Annotated in this window: 10 protein-coding genes; all 10 read left to right on the top strand. The window is 71.0% G+C overall.

The features are described from left to right. The first annotated feature begins 237 nt into the window (after positions 1–237). The 10 genes from C593_RS0114345 to C593_RS29660 all read left to right on the top strand — a co-directional run bounded on the left by C593_RS0114345 (position 238) and on the right by C593_RS29660 (position 16595). Positions 238–1512 (top strand): extracellular solute-binding protein, encoded by a 1275-nt coding sequence (locus C593_RS0114345; RefSeq protein WP_018847990.1) that lies wholly within the window; start codon positions 238–240, stop codon positions 1510–1512. A 54-nt stretch (positions 1513–1566) separates the two neighbouring features. Next, positions 1567–2577, top strand: coding sequence for a carbohydrate ABC transporter permease (locus C593_RS0114340; protein ID WP_018847989.1), 1011 nt, complete (start codon positions 1567–1569; stop codon positions 2575–2577). Continuing rightward, positions 2574–3458 (top strand): carbohydrate ABC transporter permease, encoded by an 885-nt coding sequence (locus C593_RS0114335; protein ID WP_018847988.1) that lies wholly within the window; start codon positions 2574–2576, stop codon positions 3456–3458. The genes C593_RS0114340 and C593_RS0114335 overlap by 4 nt, the downstream gene beginning before the upstream one ends. A 103-nt stretch (positions 3459–3561) precedes the next feature. Further along, positions 3562–5211, top strand: coding sequence for a glycoside hydrolase family 13 protein (locus C593_RS0114330; RefSeq protein ID WP_018847987.1), 1650 nt, complete (start codon positions 3562–3564; stop codon positions 5209–5211). Beyond that, positions 5196–6257 (top strand): LacI family DNA-binding transcriptional regulator, encoded by a 1062-nt coding sequence (locus tag C593_RS0114325; protein WP_037745851.1) that lies wholly within the window; start codon positions 5196–5198, stop codon positions 6255–6257. The genes C593_RS0114330 and C593_RS0114325 overlap by 16 nt, the downstream gene beginning before the upstream one ends. A gap of 369 nt (positions 6258–6626) precedes the next feature. Continuing rightward, the gene (locus C593_RS0114320; protein WP_026277685.1) at positions 6627–8327 is read left to right on the top strand and encodes a carbohydrate-binding module family 20 domain-containing protein; all 1701 of its coding nucleotides are present in this window, start codon (positions 6627–6629) and stop codon (positions 8325–8327) included. 319 nt (positions 8328–8646) lie between these two features. Continuing rightward, complete coding sequence (gene pulA / locus C593_RS0114315; protein ID WP_018847984.1) at positions 8647–14040, top strand: pullulanase-type alpha-1,6-glucosidase; 5394 nt, start codon at positions 8647–8649, stop codon at positions 14038–14040. 82 nt (positions 14041–14122) lie between these two features. Next, complete coding sequence (locus C593_RS0114310; protein ID WP_018847983.1) at positions 14123–14563, top strand: cell division protein SepF; 441 nt, start codon at positions 14123–14125, stop codon at positions 14561–14563. A 413-nt stretch (positions 14564–14976) separates the two neighbouring features. Further along, positions 14977–16122 carry an AAA family ATPase gene (locus tag C593_RS29665; protein WP_486591129.1) on the top strand — a complete coding sequence of 382 codons (1146 nt, stop codon included), beginning with the start codon at positions 14977–14979 and terminating at the stop codon, positions 16120–16122. Continuing rightward, positions 16119–16595: a nucleotide pyrophosphohydrolase gene (locus C593_RS29660; protein ID WP_018847981.1), complete on the top strand. Its 477-nt coding sequence runs from the start codon at positions 16119–16121 to the stop codon at positions 16593–16595. The genes C593_RS29665 and C593_RS29660 overlap by 4 nt, the downstream gene beginning before the upstream one ends. Positions 16596–16705 lie beyond the last annotated feature (110 nt).

The raw sequence follows: 16705 nt of genomic DNA, 5'->3' as shown, positions 1-16705 counted from the left end.
TGCCGCGTCCTTGCGGCAGCAGGCACCCTGTACCGGTGCCGGTGTCAAGCGATGCGTCGGCAACTCTCCGGACACGCGGATGTAACGATCACCCGTCCTTGCAGAAAATTGCCGCAAGGTCTTTCCGATGGTTTTCAGCCCTGTTACGTTCCTGGCAACCCGGCACCGCGAGGGAGCGGACGGCGGGAGGCCGAGAGCTGTGCCTCCGCCCTTCCGGGCTTCACTGAAGGAGTTCACATGCGGCGTGGCATAGCGGCCACCGCTCTGGTCGCGGCACTGGCCGTGTCGGCGACAGCGTGCGGCGGGGACGACGGCGGCAACGGTGGCAGCAAGGGCTCGGGCGAGCTCAGCGGCACCGTGACCTGGTGGGACACCTCCAGCGTCGGCAGCGAGGACAAGGTCTTCAAGAAGCTCGCGCAGGACTTCACCAAGCTCCACCCCAAGGTGAAGGTCAACTACGTCAACGTGCCGTTCGGTGAGGCGCAGAACAAGTTCAAGAACGCCGCCCAGTCCGGCTCCGGCGCCCCCGACGTCATCCGCTCCGAGGTCGCCTGGACCCCCGAGTTCGCGGACCTCGGCTACCTGGCCCCGCTCGACGGCACCGCCGCGCTGAAGAACGAGGACGACTTCCTCAAGCAGGCCGCCGCCTCCACCAAGTACGACGGCAAGACCTACGCCGTGCCGCAGGTCATCGACTCCATGGGCATCTTCTACAACAAGAAGATCTTCAAGGAGGCCGGTGTCGAGGTCCCCAAGACCATCGACGAGCTGAAGACCGTCTCCGCCACCATCAAGGACAAGACCGGCAAGACCGGCCTCTACCTCCGCGGCGACGACGCCTACTGGTTCCTCTCCTTCCTCTACGGCGAGGGCGGCGACCTGGTCGACGCCAAGGAGAAGAAGGTCACCATCGACGGCGAGGCCGGCGTCAAGGCCCTGGAGACCGTCAAGGACCTGGTCGACTCCAAGACCGCGATCACCGACGCGACCAACGGCTGGGACAACATGCAGGCGTCCTTCAAGGACGGCAAGGTCGCCATGATGATCAACGGCCCGTGGGCCGTCGCCGACACCTACGCGGGCGCCGAGTTCACCGACAAGGCCAACCTCGGTATCGCCCCCGTGCCCGCCGGCTCCGCCGGCCAGGGCGCTCCCCAGGGCGGCCACAACCTCGCCGTGTACGCGGGCTCCAAGAACCTGGACGCCTCCTACGCGTTCACCGAGTACATGACCTCCGCCGAGTCCCAGGCCAAGGTCGCCAAGGAGCTCAGCCTGCTGCCGACCCGCAACTCGGTCTACTCGCAGCCCGGTGTGGCCTCCAACGAGATCATCGGCTTCTTCCGCCCGGTCGTCGACAAGGCGGTCGAGCGCCCCTGGATCCCCGAGACCGGTTCCCTCTTCGCCCCGCTGGTGACCGAGTACACCAAGGTCCTCACCGGCCAGACCACCCCGGAGAAGGGTGCCGAGGCCACGGCCGAGGAGTACCGCAAGCTCCTGAAGGACTGGAAGTAGCCGGTACCGGAAAGCCAGGAAGTACGAGGAAGAACAAGGAAGGTTGACCGGCTGATGGCTGTGGACACCAGCAGCCAGTCGGTGGTGAAGGCCGCGGGCGAGAGCGCCCGCGGCCGGAGCCGCCGTGCTGGCGGGCCCGAGCGCAAGCTCCGCCGCTCCTTCTCCACGCACTGGTACGCGTGGGCGATGGTCGCCCCCGTGGTCGTCGTGCTGGGAGTGATCATCGGATACCCGCTGGTGCGCGGTATCTACCTGTCGCTCACCGACGCGAACGAGCGCAACGTCGCGCGGTCCATCGGCGTCAACGAGATCCCGGCCACCTACGAGTTCGTGGGGCTGGAGAACTACAAGGAAGCGCTCACCGGCTCGCAGTTCCTGGACACCCTGGGCTGGACACTGGTGTGGACCCTCTCCTGTGTGGCGATCACCTTCGCCCTCGGCATGGCCCTCGCCAACATGCTCAACCGGCGCATCGCCGGCCGCTCCTTCTACCGGATGTTCCTCATCCTGCCGTGGGCGGTACCGGGCTTCGTGTCGGTGTTCGCCTGGCGCTTCCTCTACGACGAGCGCCGCGGCCTGCTCAACCAGATGCTCGGCGGCGCCGGCATCGACGCCCTGCCGTGGCTCAACGACCCCACTTGGGCGAAGTTCTCCGTCATCGCCGTCAACGTCTGGCTCGGCGTGCCCTTCATGATGGTCGCCCTGCTCGGCGGTCTGCAGTCCATACCCGGCGAGCTGTACGAGGCCGCCGAGATGGACGGCGCCGGCCCCTGGCAGCGGTTCCGCAACATCACGCTCCCCGGGCTGCGTTCGGTCAGCACCACCGTGGTCCTGCTGAGCACCATCTGGACGTTCAACATGTTCCCGGTGATCTTCCTGCTCACCAGGGGCGGGCCGGGCGAGGCGACGCAGATCCTCGTCACCCAGGCGTACAAGTTCTCGTTCGAGATCAGTCCGCGCGACTTCGCGCAGTCCTCCACCTGGGGCGTGCTGATCCTCGTGCTCCTGATGGTCTTCGCCGCGGTCTACCGGCGAGTCCTCCGCAAGCAGGGAGAAGTCTGGTGACCACCGCTGTCGGAACCTCCCGGCGGGCGAAGCCCGGCCGGGTGAAGCACCGCCCCCGCGGCACCCGTTCGCCGCTCGCCTCCATCGGGCTGCACACCACCCTGGTCGTCGCGTCCGTGATCGCCGTCTTCCCGGTGCTGTGGGTCCTGCTGACCTCGCTGAAGCCGGCGCAGTACGCGACCACCACCGACTTCGTGAAGGAGACGACCCTCGAGAACTACACCAACCTGCTGGCGGACACCCCGTTCCTGACCTGGTTCTGGAACTCCCTGCTCGTCGCCGGACTGACGACCGTGCTCGGCGTGTTCGTCGCCTCGACGACCGGCTACGCGGTCAGCCGCTTCCGCTTCCCGGGCAAGCGCGGCCTGATGTGGACCCTGCTGATCACGCAGATGTTCCCGGTCGCCGTCCTGATCGTGCCGATCTACAACATCATGTCGTCGATGGGCCTGCTGAACGAGCCCGCCGGCCTGGTCATCACCTACCTGACCATCGCCGTCCCGTTCTGCGCCTGGATGATGAAGGGCTTCTTCGACACCATCCCGACGGAGATCGACGAGTCGGGGCAGGTCGACGGCCTCACCCCGTTCGGCACCTTCTGGCGGCTGATCCTCCCGCTCGCCAAGCCGGGCATCGCGGTGACCGCGTTCTACTCCTTCATCACCGCCTGGGGCGAGGTCGCCTACGCCTCCGCCTTCATGATCGGCGACGAGAACCTCACCCTCGCGGGCGGTCTGCAGAAGTTCGTCAACCAGTACGGCGCCCAGTGGGGCCCGATGACCGCCGCCTCGGTGCTCATCGCGATCCCCGCGGCGATCGTGTTCCTGTTCGCCCAGCGCCACCTGGTGACCGGCATGTCCGCCGGCGCCGTCAAGGGCTGAGCGGCGGCACCGAGCGCCCACCACGCGTATGAAGCCGCGGCGCCGGTCCGTGCCTGCAACCCGGGCCGGCGCCGCACCCCACCCCATGACTTCCAGGGATGACATGACCCAGCACCTTGCCGCCCCCGCCGCCCCCACCTCCGGCACGGACACCGGCTGGTGGCGCGACGCGGTGATCTACCAGGTCTACCCCCGCAGCTTCGCCGACGGAAACGGCGACGGCATGGGCGATCTGGAGGGCATCCGCAGCCGGCTGCCGTACCTGCGGGACCTCGGTGTCGACGCCGTGTGGCTGAGCCCCTTCTACGCCTCCCCGCAGGCCGACGCCGGTTACGACGTCGCCGACTACCGCGCCATCGACCCGATGTTCGGCAGCCTGCTGGACGCCGACGCCCTCATCCGCGAGGCCCACGGCCTCGGCCTGCGGATCATCGTCGACCTGGTCCCCAACCACTCCTCCGACCAGCACGAGTGGTTCCAGCGCGCCCTGGCCGAGGGCCCCGGTTCCCCGCTGCGCGAGCGCTACCACTTCCGCCCCGGCAAGGGCGCGAACGGCGAACTGCCGCCCAACGACTGGGAGTCCATCTTCGGCGGCCCGGCCTGGACCCGGGTGGCCGACGGCGAGTGGTACCTCCACCTGTTCGCCCCGGAGCAGCCCGACTTCAACTGGGAGCACCCGGCCGTCCGCGACGAGTTCCGCTCGATCCTGCGCTTCTGGCTGGACATGGGCGTCGACGGCTTCCGGGTCGACGTGGCGCACGGCCTGATCAAGGCCGAGGGGCTGCCCGACATCGGCGGCCACGACCAGCTCAAGCTGCTCGGGAACGATGTCATGCCCTTCTTCGACCAGGACGGCGTGCACGAGGTCTACCGCAGCTGGCGCCAGGTCCTCGCCGAGTACGGCGACGACCGCGTCCTGGTCGCCGAGGCGTGGACGCCCACCGTCGAGCGCACCGCCAACTACGTGCGCCCCGACGAGATGCACCAGGCGTTCAACTTCCAGTACCTGGGCACCCACTGGGACGCCGCCGAGCTGCGCAAGGTCATCGACGCCTCCCTGGAGGCGATGCGCCCGGTCGGCGCCCCCACCACCTGGGTGCTCTCCAACCACGACGTGACCCGCCACGCGACCCGGTTCGCCAACCCGGCCGGCCTCGGCACCCAGCTCCGCGAGGCGGGCGACCGCGAACTCGGCCTGCGCCGGGCCCGTGCCGCGACCCTGCTGATGCTGGCCCTGCCCGGCTCCGCCTACCTCTACCAGGGCGAGGAACTCGGCCTCCCGGACGTCACCGACCTCCCGGACGAGGTCCGCCAGGATCCGTCGTTCGGGCGGGCCAGCGGCCAGGACGGCTTCCGCGACGGCTGCCGGGTGCCGATCCCGTGGACCGCGGAGGGCTCCTCGTACGGCTTCGGCAGCGGCGGGAGCTGGCTGCCCCAGCCCGCGCAGTGGGCCGAGCTGAGCGTCGAGACCCAGACCGGCGACCCCGGCTCCACCCTGGAGCTGTACCGCAGCGCGCTCGCCGTGCGCCGGGTTCAGCCGGGCATGGGCGCGGGCGAGTCCGTCGAGTGGCTGGACGCGCCCGAGGGCGTGCTCTCCTTCGCCCGCGACGGCTTCGTGTGCACCGCCAACACCACCGGCGCCCCGGTGCGCGTCCCGGCGCACGGCCGGGTGCTGCTCGCCAACGACACCGTGCACATCACCGGTGGCGAGGCCGAACTGCCGGCGGACACCACCGTCTGGTGGGCGGTGTGACGCTCCCCCTGCCCCGGGACGGCGCCCACGCCGTCCCGAGGCTGGCCGACCTCGCGCTCCAGGCCGGGGTCAGCGAGGCGACCGTCAGCCGGGTGCTCAACGGCAAGGCGGGCGTCGCCGCGCCGACGCGCCACCGGGTGCTGGCCGCCCTGGACGTCCTCGGCTACGAGCGGCCCGTGCGGCTGAAGCAGCGCAGCGCGGGCCTGGTCGGCCTGGTCATCCCCGAGCTGACGAACCCCATCTTCCCGGCGTTCGCCCAGGTGATCGAGCAGGTCCTGGGCGGGCACGGGTACACGCCGGTGCTGTGCACCCAGATGCCCGGCGGGGCCACCGAGGACGAGCTGGTGGAGCAGCTGGAGGAGCGCGGGGTCACCGGGATCATCTTCATGTCCGGTCTGCACGCGGACACCGCCGAGGACCCGGGGCGCTACGCCCGGCTGTCCGCACGCGGGGTGCCGTTCGTGCTGATCAACGGCTACAACGAGCGGATCGACGCGCACTTCGTCTCGCCCGACGACCGCTCGGCGGCCCGGATGGCGGTGCGGCACCTGGCGGACCTCGGGCACGAGCGGATCGGGCTGGCCGTCGGGCCCGCCCGGTACGTGCCCTCCCGGCGCAAGACGGAGGGCTTCCTCGCCGCGCTGCACGCCGAGTCCGGGCTGTCGCACGAGGAGGCCGGACGGTTCGTCAGGTCCACCCTGTTCAGCGTGGAGGGCGGCCAGGTCGCCGCGGGTGCCCTGCTCGACGAGGGGTGCACGGGCATCGTCTGCGCGAGCGACCTGATGGCGCTGGGCGCGGTGCGTGCGGTGCGGGCCCGGGGGCTGGACGTGCCGGCGGACGTGTCGGTGGTCGGCTTCGACGACTCCCCGCTGATCGCGTTCACGGACCCGCCGCTGACGACGGTGCGCCAGCCGGTGCAGGCGATGGCGACGGCGGCGGTGGACGCCCTGATCGAGGAGATCGGCGGAAACCCGGTCCAGCGCACGGAGTTCGTCTTCCAGCCGGAGCTGGTGGTGCGCGGTTCCACGGGTGCGCCGCGCCACTGAGGTTTTCCGCGGGCCCGGTGGGGCCGTGCCGGGGACCGGTCCGGCCGGCCGGGCGCGTGAGGCGCCGGTACGGACCGGAGCCACCGGCCGACCGGACCGGAGTCGTGGTTGAACGTAACACCGCTGCAATGACTTGCGAAAGAGTTTGCGGACACAGAACGGCTACGTTTCCCCGTCGTCACAAAGCCCTGGGTCAAGCTTGGTTCGAAGGCTTGACCGAGGCCCGGGCGGGTCGTACGGTCTCGACCGCAACAAGTTTCAGACTTCTTGCGAAAACCTCTTCAATGGCCTTGCGGGCATGGCGCGTTGCCGCACGAGGCTGCCCCCACCCCCACGTCACCCGCACCTCCCCCGCAGCAGGAGGAAACAATGGCCAGCAGAACCATGGCCGCGGTACTCGCCGTCACCGCAGGAGCCGCCCTCGCCGTGACCGCGCCCGCCCCCGCCGTCCAGGCCGCGCCGCCCGGCGGCAAGGACGTCACCGCCGTGATGTTCGAGTGGAAGTTCGACTCGATCGCCAAGGCGTGCACCGACAGCCTCGGCCCGGCCGGATACGGCTACGTCCAGGTCTCCCCGCCCCAGGAGCACATCCAGGGCGGCCAGTGGTGGACCTCGTACCAGCCCGTCAGCTACCGGATCGCCGGACGCCTCGGCGACCGGGCCCAGTTCAAGAACATGATCGACACGTGTCACGCGGCCGGAGTGAAGGTCGTCGCCGACTCGGTCATCAACCACATGTCGGCCGGCAACGGCACGGGCACCGGCGGCTCCTCGTACACCAAGTACAACTACCCGGGAATCTACTCGGCGCCCGACTTCGACACCTGCACGGCCACCGTCAGCAACTACCGGGACCGCTTCAACGTCCAGGAGTGCGAACTGGTCGGCCTCGCTGACCTCGACACCGGCGAGGAGTACGTCCGCACCCGGATCGCCGGCTACCTCAACGACCTGCTCTCCCTCGGCGTGGACGGCTTCCGGATCGACGCGGCCAAGCACATGGCCGCCGGGGACCTCGCCGCCATCAAGGCCAAGCTGACCAACCCGAACGTCTACTGGAAGCACGAGGCCATCCACGGCGCGGGCGAGGCCGTCGACCCCTCCGAGTACCTCGGCAGCGGCGACGTCCAGGAGTTCCGCTACGCCCGAGGCCTCAAGCAGGTGTTCCAGAACGAGAAGCTCGCCCACCTGAAGAACTACGGCGAGGGCTGGGGCTTCATGCCGTCCGGCAAGTCCGGGGTGTTCGTGGACAACCACGACACCGAGCGCGTGGGCGACACCCTCAGCTACAAGAACGGCGCCGAGTACACCCTCGCGAGCGTCTTCATGCTCGCCTGGCCCTACGGCGCGCCCGATGTCCACTCCGGCTACGAGTGGTCCGACAAGGACGCCGGCCCGCCCAACGGCGGCCGGGTGAACGCCTGCTACCAGGACGGCTGGAAGTGCCAGCACGCCTGGCGCGAGATCTCCTCCATGGTCGCCTTCCGCAACACCGCGCGCGGCCAGGCCGTCACCGACTGGTGGGACAACGGCGGCGACCGGATCGCCTTCGGCCGCGGCAGCAAGGCGTATGTCGCCATCAACCACGAGGGCTCCTCGCTCACCCGCACCTTCCAGACCTCGCTGCCCTCCGGCTCCTACTGCGATGTGCAGAGCGGCAACGCGGTCTCGGTGGACGGCTCCGGCCGCTTCACCGCCACCCTCGGCCCCAACACGGCGGTCGCCCTGCACACCGGGGCCCGCGACTGCTCCGGCGGCTCCGACCCGGCGCCGGTGAACACGGGCGCCTCCTTCGCGGTCAACGCGACCACGGTGATGGGCCAGAACATCTACGTCACCGGCAACCGCGCCGAGCTCGGCAACTGGAGCCCGGCCGCCGCCGTCAAGCTCGACCCGGCGAGCTACCCGGTGTGGAAGCTCGACCGCGACCTGCCCGCAGGCACCTCCTTCGCGTACAAGTACCTCCGCAAGGACGGCGCCGGGAACGTCACCTGGGAGAGCGGTGCCGACCGCACGGCGACCGTCCCGGCCTCCGGCAAGGTCGTGCTGAACGACACCTGGCGCGGCTGACGCGCCCCGTGCGGCGGCCGACCCGGCCGCCATCCCGCGCCGGCCCGCCCGGGCCGGGCCCCGCGACCGCCCCGCGCCCCTTCCGGGCGCGGGGCGGCCCCGCACCCCACCCGCCCCGCATCTCTCACACCGCGACGTACCTCCCGTGCCCTGACGTGCCTCTCACGCCTGACGTACCTCTCGCACTCCGACGTAGCTCACGTACCTCTCGTACTACTCGTACCTCTCGTACTACTCGCACCTCTCGTACTACTCGTACCTCTCGTACCTGTCCTACCTCCTCCACCGAGCAGACCACCCTCACCAGGAGAGTCCCGCTGTGATACGCCCCCGCCTCCGACTGCGCTCCGCGGCCGCCACCGCCGTGGCGACGGCGACGGTCGCGGCGCTGGTGTCCGCCGTGCCGGCGGCCGCCGCGCCGAAGCCACCCCCGCCGCCCTCGGACAGATCGCTGGCCGCCGAGCCGGCCCGCCACGACCTGACCCGCGAGCAGTTCTACTTCGTCCTGCCGGACCGCTTCGCCAACGGCGACCGGCGCAACGACCGCGGCGGACTCACCGGTTCGCGCCTGGAGCACGGCTTCGACCCCACCGACAAGGGCTTCTACCAGGGCGGTGACCTCAAGGGCCTCACCGAGAAGCTGGACTACATCAAGGGCCTCGGCACCACCGCCATCTGGATGGCGCCGATCTTCAAGAATCAGCCCGTGCAGGGCGTGGGCAAGGACGCCAGCGCCGGCTACCACGGCTACTGGATCACCGACTTCACGCAGGTCGACCCGCACTTCGGCACCAACGCCGACCTGGAGCGCCTCATCGACAAGGCCCACGCCAAGGGCATGAAGGTCTTCTTCGACGTCATCACCAACCACACCGCCGACGTCGTGGACTACAAGGAGAAGTCCTACGACTACCTGTCCAAGGGTGCCCTCCCCTATCTGACCAAGAACGGGAAGCCCTTCGACGACAGCGACTACGCCGACGGCTCCCGGCCCTTCCCGCGCGTGGACGACGACTCCTTCCCGCGCACCCCGGTGGTGCCGAAGGAGAAGCGGAACCTCAAGGTCCCGTCCTGGCTCAACGACCCGTCGATGTACCACAACCGCGGTGACTCCACGTTCGCCGGGGAGTCCTCCGAGTACGGCGACTTCGTCGGCCTGGACGACCTGTGGACCGAGCGCCCCGAGGTAGTCGAGGGCATGGAGAAGATCTACCAGCGCTGGGTGCGCGACTTCGGTATCGACGGCTTCCGGATCGACACCGTCAAGCACGTCAACATGGAGTTCTGGACCCAGTGGGCCACGGCCCTGGACGCCTACGCGGCCAAGCGCGGCCGGGACGACTTCTTCATGTTCGGCGAGGTCTACTCCGCCGACCCGGCCGTCACCGCCCCCTATGTCACCGAGGGCAGGCTCGACGCCACCCTCGACTTCCCGTTCCAGGACGCGGCCCGCGCCTTCGCCTCCCAGGGCGCGCCCGCGTCCAAGCTGGCGAACCTCTTCGGTCAGGACTACCGCTACACCACCGACAAGGCCAACGCCTATGAGTCGGTGCCCTTCCTCGGCAACCACGACATGGGCCGCTTCGGCACCTTCCTCAAGCAGGACAACCCCAAGGCCGACGACGCCGAACTGCTCAAGCGCTACCGCCTCGCCAACGAGCTGATGTTCCTCAGCCGCGGCAACCCGGTCGTCTACTACGGCGACGAGCAGGGCTTCGCGGGCGCGGGCGGCGACAAGGACGCCCGCCAGACCCTGTTCGCCTCGAAGACCGCCGACTACCTCGACGACGACCGGATCGGCACCGACCGCACCCACGCCCAGGACGCCTACGACCCCTCCCACCCGCTGTACCGGGGGATCGCCGCACTGTCGAAGCTGACCCGGGAGCACCCGGCCCTGCGCGACGGCGTCCAGCGGGAACGGTACGCCGAGGGCTCGGTGTACGCCTTCTCCCGGACCGACGCCCGCACCCGCGCCGACTACCTGGTCGCCGTGAACAGCGCCACCGAGGCCAGGACCGTCGAGATCCCGGCCGGCCCCGCGCGCGCCGCGTACACCGCGATCCACGGCGGCGACACCCGCGTCACCAGCGGCGCCGACGGCACGGTCCGCGTCACCGTCCCGGCCCTCGGCTCCCTCGTCCTCAAGGCCGCCAAGCCGCTGCCCGCGCCCACCGCGAAGCCCTCCGTCACCCTGAAGGCCCCCGAGGCGGGCGCCACCGGCACCGTCGAGATCACGGCGGACACCGACGGCGGCGGCCTGAACCGCGTCGTCTTCGCCGCCCAGACCGGCAACGGCACGTGGCAGGTCCTCGGCTCCGCCGACCACGCCCCCTACAAGGTCACCCACAAGGTCGACGCCCCCGCCGGAACCGCTCTGCGCTACAAGGCCGTCGTGGTCGACAGCGCGGGCCGCACCGCCGGCGCCACGGCCGCCACCACCAGCGGCGCCCCCGAGGTCCCGCAGCCGCCCACCGCCACGCAGCGCGACTACGCGATCGTCCACTACCACCGCCCCGACGGGGACTACGACGACTGGGGCCTCTACACCTGGGGTGACATCGCCGACGGCGAGGGCACCACCTGGCCCGCCGGCAAGCCCTTCACCGGCCGCGACGCCTACGGCGCCTTCGCGTACGTCAAACTCAAGCCCGGCGCCTCCTCTCTGGGGTTCATCGCCGTGAACAAGGACGGCGTCAAGGACACCGACGCCGACCGCACCATCGACCTGTCGAAGACCGGCGAGGTCTGGATCGAGCAGGGCAAGCCGGAGGTCCGCACCGAGGCCCCCGACGGCGCCTACCCGCCCCAGGACACCACCAAGGCCGTCCTCCACTACCAGCGCCCCGACGCCGCGTACGACGGCTGGGGCCTCCACACCTGGACCGGCGCCGCCGAACCCACCGACTGGAGCAAGCCCCTGGAGCCGGTGCGCACCGACGCCTACGGGGCCGTCTTCGAGGTGCCCCTCGCACCCGGGGCCACCTCGCTCAGCTACATCCTCCACAAGGGCGACGAGAAGGACCTGCCCTCCGACCAGTCCCTGGACCTCAAGGCCAACGGCCACGAGGTGTGGCTGCTCGCCGGCCAGGAGAAGTACCTCCTCCCGCAGCCCAAGGGCAGCGGCGCCGCACTCGACCTCACCAAGGCGCACGCGGTCTGGATCGACCGGAACACCCTCGCCTGGAAGGGCGCGCCGACCGCCGCCTCCAGTGCGCTGCTCTACTCCCGCGACGGCTCGCTCGCGGTGAAGGACGGCTTCCTCACCGGCGACCACAGGGTCCTGCGTCTGAACCCCACCGAACTGACGAACAGCCAGAAGAAGAAGTTCCCGCACCTGAAGGAATATCCCGCGTTCTCGGTCGACGACCGCGACCGCGACCGGGTGCGCGAGGCCCTGAAGGGCCAGCTCGTCGCCGCGCAGTACACGGCGAACGGCGCCGTCCTCACCGCCACCGGGGTGCAGATCGCCGGTGTCCTCGACGACCTCTACGCGGCGAAGGCCACCAAGGCCGACCTCGGCCCCGTCTTCGACCGGCGCGGGGTGCCCACCCTGCGCCTGTGGGCCCCCACCGCCCAGCGGGTCGCCCTGGAGATCGGTGGCCGGACCGTGGCCATGCGCCGGGACGAGGCCAGCGGGGTGTGGACCGCCGAGGGCCGCAAGAACTGGAAGGGCAAGGCGTACCGCTTCCGGGTGACCGTGTTCGCGCCCGCCGCCGGGAAGGTCGTCACCAACAAGGTCACCGACCCCTACTCCCTCGCGCTCACCGCCGACTCCGGGAAGAGCCTCGTCGTCGACCTCGCCGACGGCTCCCTCGCCCCGGCCGGCTGGGACCGGCTGCGCAAGCCGGCCGCCGTCCCGCTGCGCGACGCGCAGATCCAGGAACTCCATGTGCGCGACTTCTCGATCGCCGACGCGACCGCGAAGCCGAAGCACCGGGGCACCTACCTCGCCTTCGCCGACAAGGACAGCAAGGGCTCGAAGCACCTGCGCGCCCTCGCCGACGCCGGCACCTCCCACGTCCACCTGCTGCCCGCCTTCGACATCGGCACCATCCCCGAGAAGAAGAAGGACCAGCAGCGCCCCGACTGCGACCTCAAGGTCTACGCACCGGACTCCGAGGAGCAGCAGGCCTGCGTGGCGAAGGCCGCCGCGAAGGACGCCTACAACTGGGGCTACGACCCGCTGCACTACACCGTCCCCGAGGGCTCCTACGCCACCGACCCGGACGGCACCCGGCGCACGGTCGAGTTCCGGCAGATGGTGAAGGCGCTCAACGAGCAGGGCCTGCGCACCGTGATGGACGTGGTCTACAACCACACCGTCGCCGCCGGGCAGTCGGACAAGTCCGTGCTCGACCGGATCGTGCCCGGCTACTACCAGCGGCTGCTGGAGGACGGCTCCGTGGCCACCTCCACCTGCTGCGCCAACACCGCGCCCGAGAACGCCATGATGGGCAAGCTGGTGGTCGACTCGGTCGTCACCTGGGCCCGCGAGTACAAGGTCGACGGCTTCCGCTTCGACCTGATGGGCCACCACCCCAAGGAGAACATGCTCGCCGTGCGGGCCGCCCTCGACGAGCTGACCCCCGCCCGGGACGGCGTCGACGGCAAGAAGATCGTCCTCTACGGCGAGGGCTGGAACTTCGGCGAGATCGCCGACGACTCCCGCTTCGTGCAGGCCACGCAGAAGAACATGGCCGGCACCGGCATCGCCACCTTCTCCGACCGGGCCCGTGACGCGGTGCGCGGCGGCGGCCCGTTCGACGAGGACCCGGGTGTGCAGGGGTTCGCCTCCGGCCTGTTCACCGAGCCCAACGACTCGAAGGCCAACGGCACGCCCGCCGAGCAGAAGGCCCGGCTGCTGCACTACCAGGACCTGGTCAAGGTCGGCCTCTCCGGGAACCTGGCCTCGTACCGCTTCACCGACACCTCCGGCCGCGAGGTCAAGGGCTCGGACGTCGACTACAACGGCTCTCCGGCCGGATACGCCGCCGTCCCCGGTGACGCGCTCGCCTACGCGGACGCCCACGACAACGAGACCCTGTACGACGCCCTCGCCTTCAAGCTCCCTGCCGCCACCCCGGCGGCGGACCGGGCCAGGATGCAGGTCCTCGCGATGGCGACGGCCGCCCTCTCGCAGGGCCCGGCGCTCTCCCAGGCGGGCACCGACCTGCTGCGCTCCAAGTCGCTGGACCGCAACTCCTACGACAGCGGCGACTGGTTCAACGAGATCCACTGGGACTGCCGCGCGGGCAACGGCTTCGGCCGGGGCCTGCCGCCCGCCGCGGACAACAAGGACAAGTGGCCGTACGCCAAGCCGCTGCTGACCGCGCCGGGCCTGAAGGCGGGGTGCGCCGAGATCGAGGGCGCCTCGGCCGCCTACCGGGACCTGCTCCGGATCCGCACCGGCGAGCCGGTGTTCTCGCTGGCCACGGCGGCGGACGTGCAGAACCGGCTGTCCTTCCCGCTGTCCGGGACCAAGGAGACCCCCGGCGTGATCACCATGCGGCTCGGCGACCTGGTCGTGGTCTTCAACGCCACCCCCGAGCGGCAGACACAGCACTCGGTCGTCCCCGCGGGCGGTGACTGGGGCCTGCACCCGGTGCAGCGCTCCGGCTCCGACCGGGTCGTGAAGTCCGCCTCCTACGAGAGGGGTTCGGGCAGCTTCACGGTGCCGCCGCGTACGGTCGCCGTCTTCGAGCGGCGCTGACCGGCCGGTCAGTCGGTGATCTTCCCGCCTCTCGTCCGTGTCGGTGTTGGGCCGAACGGGTGAGGGGCGGGAAGATGTGCACATGAGTAGGTACGAGAGGTACGACGTCACCGACGAGCAGTGGGAGGGCCTGGCCCAGGTGGTGCCGCTGCGCGGCCGGGACGCATGGCCGTCGCGGGTGGACCACCGTACGGTCCCGGGGGACCGGGGGGAGTACGCGCAGGAGGCCGGCCGCCGCTTCGTGGTCCTGCGGGTGCAGGTCTTCGCGGACGCGCGCGAGGTCGCCGAGTACCTCATCGACCGGACATCGGTCCTGCTGGACCTGACGAGCGCGGACACCGACGTGGCCAAGCGGATCCTCGACTTCAGCAGCGGGGTCGTCTTCGGCCTCGGCAGTGTGATGCACCGGGTCGACCGCAATGTCTTCCTGCTGGCGCCCGCCGGGACCGAGGTGGAGGGCACCGAGTCCGAGCCGGACGCGGAGTCCGAGGAGACGGCGAAGGCCGCGGCACCCCGTTCGTAGGCGGCGGCACCCCGTTCGTAGACCGCGGTACCCCGTTCGTAGGAAGGGCCCCGGGGTGGAACGGTTCGGCGAAGATCACGCTGCGTACGGTCCCGGTCATGGACCCTCAGCCCCCGCCGGCCAGCCCCATTGACGACACCTCCACCGCGCCGGGCCCCGCCCCGGTCGCGGTTCCGGCCCCCGGCCCCGGGCGGGGGCCGACACTCGTCCCGGTCCCGGAGCAGGTTCCCGATCCGGGGCCGGGACCGGCGCCCGAGCAGGGACCCGATCAGGGGCCGGAGCCGACGACCGAGCAGGGACTCGATCCGGGGCCGGGACCGGCGCCCGAGCAGGGACTCGATCAGGGGCCGGAGCCGACGACCGAGCAGGGACCGGAAGCGGTTCCGCCGCACGGCCCGGGTACCGGCAGCGCCGTGGCCGGGCCGGGGGCGCCGTGGCCCGGGACCGTGCGGCCCGCCGTCACCGAACTGCGGCTCTCCGCCTTCCGGACGCACCGCGCCGCGGTCCTGCCGCTCGCCCCGTTCACCCTCCTCGCCGGTGCCAGCGGCAGCGGCAAGTCCAGTGCCCTGCACGCCTACGAGGCCCTGGCCCGGCTCGCCGCCGGCCGGGGCCTCGACCAGGCCTTCCCCGACCCCGCCGCCTGCGTCCCCGACTGGTCCCGGCCCGACCGGCAGGGCCGGCGGGGCTTCCGCATCGGCTGCACGGTCGGCGGCCCGGCCGGCTCGGTCCGGCTCGACCTCGCCGTGCAGGTGGAACCCGAACTCCGCATCGCGGGCGAGCGGCTGACCTGCGACGGACGTGTCCTGCTCGCCACCGCCCTGCGCGATCCGCGGCGCCGCTGCGTGGAGGCGTCCTGGCACACCTCGGGCGCGGCGGGCGTCACCAGGGCCCCGCTGCCCGACGACCGCCTGGGTACCGCTCTCCTCCCGCTGCACGTCGCGGGGCGGACGAACGCCCAGCTCCAGGTGCTCGCGGCGGCCGAGCAACTGGTCATGGCCCTGCGCCCGGTGTTCGCCTGCGACCCCCGGCCGGAGCGCATGCGGGCCCCGGTGCCCGCCGGGTCGGGGCGGCTGCGGCGCGGCTGCGACAACCTGGCCGAGGTCCTGCACCGCACCCGCAGCGAGTGCGCCAGGCGGCACGCCCGGCTCGCCGCCGCGGCTCGGGCGGGCTGCGCCGGGGAGATCACCGACCTACGGGTGGAGCAGGCGGCGGACGGCGCGGTCCAGGCGCTCCTCGCCCGCGGCGGCCGCCGCCCGGACACCCCGGTCGGACGGCTGGGGGAGGGCGAACTGCGCTATCTGGCGCTCGCTCTGGTGCTGCTGACCGGGCCCGGTGTGCTCGCTGTCGACCAGGTCGCCGAAGTACCGGACGCCTACCAGTCGCTCACCGTCCTCGCGGACGGCTTCGACCGCTCCCTCGACCCGGCCCAGGCCCGCGAACTGGTCGCCCTGGCCGCGCAGATGTGCGCCCGGGGCCACATCCGGCTCGTCGGGACGGTGTCCGACGGGGCCTGCGCGCGCGGGACGGAGGGCGTGTCGGTGGTAGACCTGGGCCCATGACGAGCGACAAGGGATCGACGCGAGAGGGCCCTGCCACCCGGGACCCCTGCACGGGCGAGGGCCGGGCCACCCCGGGCCCCGGCACGCGCGAGGGCGGCACGACCCGCGCGGACGGGCTGGACGTGGCCCGGCTGCAGCGGCGGCTCGCCGACTTCGCGGCTGCCCGGAACTGGGAGCCGTACCACACGCCCAAGAACCTGGCCGTGGCGCTGAGCGTCGAGGCGGCCGAACTGGTCGAGATCTTCCAGTGGCTGACGCCCGAGCAGTCCGCCGCCGTGATGGCGGACGAGAAGACCGCCCACCGGGTGCGCGACGAGGCGGCCGACGTCCTCGCCTATCTGCTCCAGTTCTGCGAGGTGCTGGGGGTTGACGTGCTGGCGGCGCTCCGGGACAAGATCGAGCGAAACGAGGCCCGGTTCCCTGTCGGTTCTCCCGGTGAAACCCCCGGCGAACAGCCGGACCGAGAGCACTGATCGTCACTCTTCGGAGTCATCGACTTATCCACAACTGCCTTGTCGTCCACAGATTTCCGAATTCCCCTGGCTTTTCTGGTCGAAGACCTTCACTCTGGGTAATGAACTGA

It is taken from the genome of Streptomyces sp. CNT372, assembly GCF_000377145.1.
This window is presented reverse-complemented; position numbering and strand designations above follow the sequence as displayed.

What these genes read in the sequence shown, in the direction of transcription:
- C593_RS0114310 (WP_018847983.1), top strand. Translation starts at nt 14,123, where the DNA reads ATGAGTAGGTACGAGAGGTACGACGTCACCGACGAGCAGTGGGAGGGC.
- C593_RS0114340 (WP_018847989.1), top strand. Translation starts at nt 1,567, where the DNA reads ATGGCTGTGGACACCAGCAGCCAGTCGGTGGTGAAGGCCGCGGGCGAG.
- C593_RS0114330 (WP_018847987.1), top strand. Translation starts at nt 3,562, where the DNA reads ATGACCCAGCACCTTGCCGCCCCCGCCGCCCCCACCTCCGGCACGGAC.
- C593_RS29660 (WP_018847981.1), top strand. Translation starts at nt 16,119, where the DNA reads ATGACGAGCGACAAGGGATCGACGCGAGAGGGCCCTGCCACCCGGGAC.
- C593_RS0114345 (WP_018847990.1), top strand. Translation starts at nt 238, where the DNA reads ATGCGGCGTGGCATAGCGGCCACCGCTCTGGTCGCGGCACTGGCCGTG.
- C593_RS0114320 (WP_026277685.1), top strand. Translation starts at nt 6,627, where the DNA reads ATGGCCAGCAGAACCATGGCCGCGGTACTCGCCGTCACCGCAGGAGCC.